The organism is Janthinobacterium sp. GW822-FHT07A03 (genome assembly GCF_058798815.1).
On record NZ_JBXAKW010000003.1, the window covers coordinates 484638 to 490698 of the forward strand.

The 6061-nt window shown below is 60.6% G+C and carries 5 protein-coding genes; 3 read left to right on the forward strand and 2 right to left on the reverse strand.

Annotation, left to right across the window (positions count from 1 at the left end; translation table 11 throughout):
- Positions 1-19: 19 nt before the first annotated feature.
- Together AC1RJW_RS11800 and AC1RJW_RS11805 are read right to left on the reverse strand one after the other, a co-directional pair.
- Positions 20-1414, reverse strand: coding sequence for a peptidylprolyl isomerase (locus AC1RJW_RS11800; protein WP_232731233.1), 1395 nt, complete (start codon positions 1412-1414; stop codon positions 20-22).
- A 103-nt stretch (positions 1415-1517) separates the two neighbouring features.
- Complete coding sequence (locus AC1RJW_RS11805; RefSeq protein WP_493045067.1) at positions 1518-3779, reverse strand: LPS-assembly protein LptD; 2262 nt, start codon at positions 3777-3779, stop codon at positions 1518-1520.
- A 99-nt stretch (positions 3780-3878) separates the two neighbouring features.
- Here AC1RJW_RS11805 and AC1RJW_RS11810 point away from each other — a divergent pair, with 99 nt between their 5' ends.
- From AC1RJW_RS11810 to AC1RJW_RS11820, 3 genes are all read left to right on the forward strand, one after another.
- Positions 3879-4946, forward strand: a complete 1068-nt coding sequence (locus AC1RJW_RS11810; protein WP_493045068.1) for an aminoglycoside phosphotransferase family protein — start codon at positions 3879-3881, stop codon at positions 4944-4946.
- Positions 4947-5143: 197 nt separating this feature from the next.
- Positions 5144-5863, forward strand: coding sequence for an N-acetylmuramate alpha-1-phosphate uridylyltransferase MurU (gene murU, locus AC1RJW_RS11815; protein WP_493045069.1), 720 nt, complete (start codon positions 5144-5146; stop codon positions 5861-5863).
- Positions 5791-6061: aminopeptidase P N-terminal domain-containing protein (locus tag AC1RJW_RS11820; protein ID WP_493045070.1), on the forward strand; the 271-nt coding region annotated here is incomplete at its 3' end. The genes murU and AC1RJW_RS11820, both read left to right, overlap by 73 nt.

Sequence of the window (6061 nt, forward strand, 5' to 3'; positions counted from 1 at the left end):
GCGCAATGAATCAGCAGCATTACTGGTCGTCCGCGCGGAATTCGACGTAAGCACGGTCGCGCACTTCGCGCGCCCAGTTTTCCGTCGCTTCTTCCAGCTTGCGTTCGCGCAAGGCATTGCGCGCGGCGGCGCGCTGCTTCTCTTTCGAGACGTCGTCGCTCTTGCGTTCCAGCACTTCGATCAGGTGGAAGCCAAAGCTCGATTCAATCGGCTGGCTCACTTCGCCCGGTTTCAGCGCATTCATCGCCGTTTCAAATTCCGGCACGGTGTCGCCTGGATACAGCCAGCCCAGGTCGCCGCCCTTGGCCGCGGAACCGTCGTTCGAGAACAAACGGGCCAAGTCTTCGAACTTGGCGGCCTTGTTGTCGAGACGCTCCTTCAATTCCAGCAGTTTGCGCTTGGCTTCGGCCGCCGACAGGGTCGGCGTCACTTTCAGCAGGATGTGGCGGGCATGCGTTTGCTGCACGGCGGCCACGGCTTGCGCCTCGGCAGCGCTGCGGCGGTCCACCAGCTTCAGGATATGGAAGCCCGTGTTGCTCTTGATGATAGGCGTGATCTGGCCCGGCTTCAATTTCAGCAACTGTTCCGTGAACAGGGGCGGCAGGCGGTCGCTCTGGCGCCAGCCGATATCGCCGCCGCTCAGCGCATCGCTGGCGTCGGAATAGGTGGCGGCCATCTTGGCGAAATCGGCGCCCGTGCGCAGCTGGCGGCTGACTTCTTCGGCGCGCGCGCGGCGTGCGGCGATTTGTTCGGGGCTGGAATTTTCCGGAATGCGCACGAGAATTTGCGCCAGGTTCATCTCCACCTGTTCGCTGGCTGCCGCTTTTTCCGCTTCCAGGAAGTTATCCACTTCGGAATCGGAAATCTGGATCTTCGCGTCGACTTCGTGCTCGCGCAGACGCTGCATGATGATTTCATCGCGGATTTCTTCGCGGAAAGTCGCAAACGGCGTGCCTTCTTTTTCCATCTGGTTGCGCAGCTCTTGCACCGTCATCTTTTGCTGTTCAGCAATACGGCCAATCGCGCGGTCCAGGGTCAGGTCATCCACGCGCACGCCCATTTCCTTGGCCAGCTGCATTTGCGCGCGCTCAACAATCATGCGCTCGAGCAATTGGCGGCGCAGGTCGGCAGGGTCGGGAAGCGGGATATTCTGCGCCTTCATGCGCTGCTCCACGCTCTTGATGCGGGCCGCCACTTCATTGCGCGTGATCACATCGTCATTGACGACGACGGCGATGGAGTCGATGGTCTGGCCACTGCTCGACGCGGGGGGCGTGAAGCCCTTGACCGGCGCTGGAGCTGCGGCAGCGGGCTTGGCTGCAGGCGCTGGCGCAGCCTGTTGCGCCCAGACACTACTGGTCGTGGCGCCGGAAATGGCGCACAACAAAACCGTTGCAATTTTGAGTTGGTGCATACTGGCATTACGCATAATGTGTAGAGCGCTCATGAGTTCAGGTGAATAAAAAAACCGGTTTGTGCCAGCGCCGGGAACACCGGCGGCGGCAACGGTGCCTATCTTAACGGAGTGGCTGGCTCAGTGTCTGGTAACCAGGGATGGTTTTTGTAAAAGTTTCCAGGCCATTCGCGCCCAGACCCAGGCCACTCGACAAGCCCGTCAATTCCAGCTGGAAGAAGATCGGCGTCGAGACAGTCTTGTTCGTCGTCACGAAACGCTGCGCCCCCATGCGGAACACCCAGCAGTCGCCCTTGTATTCCAGGCCGACCAGGCTTTCCAGCATGCTGCGATCCTTCACGGAATAGCTGATGCGTCCCACGCCATACAGGCGGTCCGTCAACGGCCATTGGGACGATACTTCAACATTGCGCCAACCAGTAGCATCCCCACGCTGGAAACGATTACCAAAATTCAATACTTTCTTGGCACCGGGCTGATATTGCAAAGTGTAGTTGTAGCTCACCAGTTGACGGTCGCTGGGATTGTACTGCACCAGGCTGTCGGCGGTCCAAGTCTCGGACACGCGGCCCGTCGCCGCCAGCAGGATGTCCGAACGCGACTGATTGACGGGCGTGCTCGAAGCGAGTTGCACGCGCTGGTCGGCAAAGTAGAAACGCTGGCCGAAGGTCAGGCGCATGCGCTCCGTCCCGTCCGCCTGCAGGAAACGCGACACCAGGGCGGCCGTGACCTGGTTGGCGTCGCCGATGCGGTCGCTGCCGACAAAACGGTTTTCCGTGAAGATCTGCGTCAGGTTGAACGTGCCAGCGGCCGTATCGAAGTTCGGAAACTGCGACTGGTCGCGGTACGGCGTGTAGACGTAGAACAGGCGCGGCTCCAGGGTTTGCGTGCCGCCCTTGGCGCCAAACAGATTCGTGTCGCGTTCAAATACCAGCCCGCTGTCGACCGAGAACGTCGGCACGGCGCGCGTAAACGACGTCGTCTTGAACAGCAGCGCCTTGGTCCTGGCATCATTATCGAGCTGATATGCACTGGCATTGAGCATCAGCTTGGGCGTGATGAAGTAGCCAGGACGCATGATGGGGAAACTCACTTGCGGCACGGCCACCAGGCGCGAGCCTTGCACCAGAGTCGGATGCGCGAAGCGCGTTGCTTCCGCGTCGAAGGTCCAGTCGAAGCCGCCCCAGACGTCGTATTTGCCAGCATGGAAGTTCACCGCCGGCAAGCGGTCATACGGGCGCGTGACAGTCAGGCTGGGATTGTTGACCGCATCGGGATCCTGCAGCACCTGGTAATTCTGCACGCGCGCCGTCAGGCTCCAGTCCTCGGTGCGGTAATCGGTGCGCAATTCGCGCAGCAACTGGCGCTCGGTGGCGGTGGCGACGGTTTTTGAAAAATCGTTCGGGTAATTATTGTCGGACGCTTCGCGCAGATCCCAGCTGTAACTCCAGCCCTTGGCCAGCGCCTGCTCATGCTTGGACTTGATCATGTAGCGGTTGGTCTTGGTTTGCTTGTCGTTAGGCAAGAACTCAAACGACGTTTCGCCCTGGTACAGGCCTGCATCCGTCTCGCCCATGTAGCGGCCCGTCGCACCGAGCTGGATGCCGCGCCGCTGGATGTAACGGGGGTACAGGGTCAGGTCGCGGTTCGGCGCGATGTTCACGTAATACGGCATCAGCAGCTCGAAACCGTTCTTCGAGGCAAAGCCCGGCGTGGGCGCCAGCCAGCCCGAGCGGCGCGCACCCGACAGCGAAAACGAAATGCCGGGCGTGCCCAGGATCGGCACGTCCTTGAAATAGATGATGGTCTTGCTGCCGGTGCCCACGTCGCGGCCCGTATCGAGGTTCAAGGTGCTCGATTTCAGGTACCAGTCCGGATTCGGCCCCTCGCAAGTACTGTAGGTGCCGTCGATAACATTGGCTTCGTCGGGATTGATGAAGTCGACGCGCTCGGCCTTGCCCTGGCCGCCGCCCACTGCGAAGCGGTACGTCGGGTTGAGCAGGAAACCCTTGCCGGTCTCCATGTTCAGCTTCAGGACGTCACCCGTGTAGTAATCGCCGAAACGCCACATCTTGATATGGCCCTCGGCATCGAACTGATCTTCAACTTGTTTGTAACAAGCTGTATCGGCCGTCATTTTTGTGGTTTTTCCGCGCTCAATCACGACATTCTGGTCGAGATTGATCTCCCGTTCCGGGCGTCCGTTCATGCTGTTCGCCGTCATGACGGTGGGCGCGTCGGGATCTTCCACATGAACCGGACGCGGTGCTTTCTGGGCGTGGACAGGCACCGTCGTGGCGGCGACGAGCGCGCTGATGGCGAAAGCCCAGCGCTGCGAAGGGGGGGAGGCCGAAAACCAGCTCATGAATTGGAAGGGGCAAGCACCATTGACAGGCGATTTTTTGATTTGAATCCCTTATTATATGGGAATCTGCACCATCAACCCGATTCCACAGGCCGCTTAATGTCATTCTCCCCCAATTCCCCTGCCGCGCCGGCATCCGCCGACGCTCGCCTGACCCTGTTGAAAGCCTGGTTGACCTCGCTTAACCTCGTTTCGCCCGATTCCGCCCGCCCCGCGTCCAGCGATGCCAGCTTCCGCCGCTACTACCGTCTCGATATGCTGCCAGGCAACACAACATTGCCAGGAAGTACACTGATCGCCATGGATGCGCCGCCCGAGCGCGAAAACGTGCCCGCCTTTGTCAAGGTGGCCGGCTTGCTGAAAGGCGCCGGCGTGTCCGTGCCCGAGATCATCGCGCAAGACCTGGAGCAGGGCTTCCTGCTGCTCTCCGATCTGGGCACGACCACCTATCTCGACGCCCTGAACCACGACAACGCCAGCGTGCTGTACGCCGAAGCGCTGGAATCCTTGATGAAAATCCAGCTGGCCAGCCAGCCCGACGTGCTGCCCGAATTCGACCGCGCCTTCATCCTGCGCGAAATGAATCTGTTCCCAGAATGGTTTATCGGCAAGCATCTGGGCGCCACCTTGACGGATGTGCAACAAACCCAGCTGGACAAGGTCTTCGAAGCCATCACGGCGAATATCTTGTCGCAGCAGCAAGTATTCATGCACCGCGACTACCATTCGCGCAATTTGATGCACATCAACGATGGTTCGATCCCCAATCCCGGCATTCTCGACTTCCAGGACGCCGTCTTCGGTCCCGTCACCTACGACATCGCCTCGCTGCTGCGCGACGCGTATATCCAGTGGGATGAAGAACTGGTACTGGACTGGGTGATCCGCTACTGGCAGCGCGCCAAGCAGCTGGGCTTGCCGGTAAATCCCGACATCGACGCCTTCTACCGCGATTTCGAATTCACGGCCCTGCAGCGCCACCTGAAAATCCTCGGCCTGTTCGCGCGCCTGAATTACCGCGACGGCAAGGATCTGTACATGGGCGACCTGCCGACCGTGCTCGACTACGTGCGCAAGACGGCCAACCGCTACACGGAACTCAAGCCGCTGGTGCGCTTATTGGACGCCCTGGAAAATAAGACCCCACAAGTGGGCTATACATTCTGATGACACCGGCCAAAACCTACTGCGCGTCGCGCTTTGCGGCCGGCGATGCTCACCGTACTAGAGTACGGTTGTGCTTCTCGGCCACAAATCACTGCCGCTCGCTACGGTTTTGTCCGGTGTCGTAACTGCAGAATTAACTTATTGTGCGGCTCGTGCCACGCAACCTTTACCGAACGACACAGAAAACGAGTTCCACCATGAAAGCCATGATCTTTGCCGCAGGCCGCGGTGAACGGATGCGTCCGCTTACCGATACCTGTCCCAAACCGCTGCTGAAAGTGCGCGGCCGTCCGTTGATCGTCTGGCATGTGCTGAACCTGGTGCGCGCCGGCATCACGGACATCGTCATCAACCATTCCCACCTGGGCCACCTGATCGAGGAAGCCCTGGGCGACGGCAGCGCGTATGGCGCGCGCATCGCGTACTCGCCCGAGACCACCCCGCTGGAAACGGCGGGCGGCATCGCCCAGGCGCGTCACTTGCTGGGCGAGGAGCCATTTCTCGCCATCTCCGGCGACATCTATTGCCCCTACTTTGATTTCAAGCAAGTACTCGACGTGCTGGCCGACAAGGATGTGCTGGGCACGCCGTATCCTGCCGACCAGCGCGACATCGCCTGGACCTACCTGGTGCCCAATCCCGACTTCCACCCGAAAGGCGACTTCGGCCTGACCTTGTTCTCGATCAACAATACAGACGAAACCAAGTGGACCTTCGCCAACATCGGCGTGTACCGTCCTGAAATGTTCGACGGCATCGCGCCCGGCAGCCACGCCAGACTGGGCGACTTGCTGCGCCAGTACGCGGACCAGGGCCGCGTGGGCGGCGAAGTCTATCCGGGCGAGTGGACGAATGTGGGCACGCCGGCACAGCTCGACGTACTCAACGGCGTCACGGCCAAGGCCAGCGCAACATGATGGCCAATTACGCGGCACGGCGCGCGGCGCTGCTGGCGCAAATGCTGCCGGGCAGCGTGGCCATCCTCGCCACGGCACCCGAAGTGCCGCGCAACAGCGATTGCGATTATCCGTACCGCCACGACAGCTATTTCTATTACCTCAGCGGTTACACGGAACCCGACAGCGCCGTGGCGCTGGTGGCCGCCAGCGCCACGG

What these genes read in the sequence shown, in the direction of transcription:
- AC1RJW_RS11800 (WP_232731233.1), bottom strand. Translation starts at nt 1,414, where the DNA reads ATGCACCAACTCAAAATTGCAACGGTTTTGTTGTGCGCCATTTCCGGC.
- murU (WP_493045069.1), top strand. Translation starts at nt 5,144, where the DNA reads ATGAAAGCCATGATCTTTGCCGCAGGCCGCGGTGAACGGATGCGTCCG.
- AC1RJW_RS11805 (WP_493045067.1), bottom strand. Translation starts at nt 3,779, where the DNA reads ATGAGCTGGTTTTCGGCCTCCCCCCCTTCGCAGCGCTGGGCTTTCGCC.
- AC1RJW_RS11810 (WP_493045068.1), top strand. Translation starts at nt 3,879, where the DNA reads ATGTCATTCTCCCCCAATTCCCCTGCCGCGCCGGCATCCGCCGACGCT.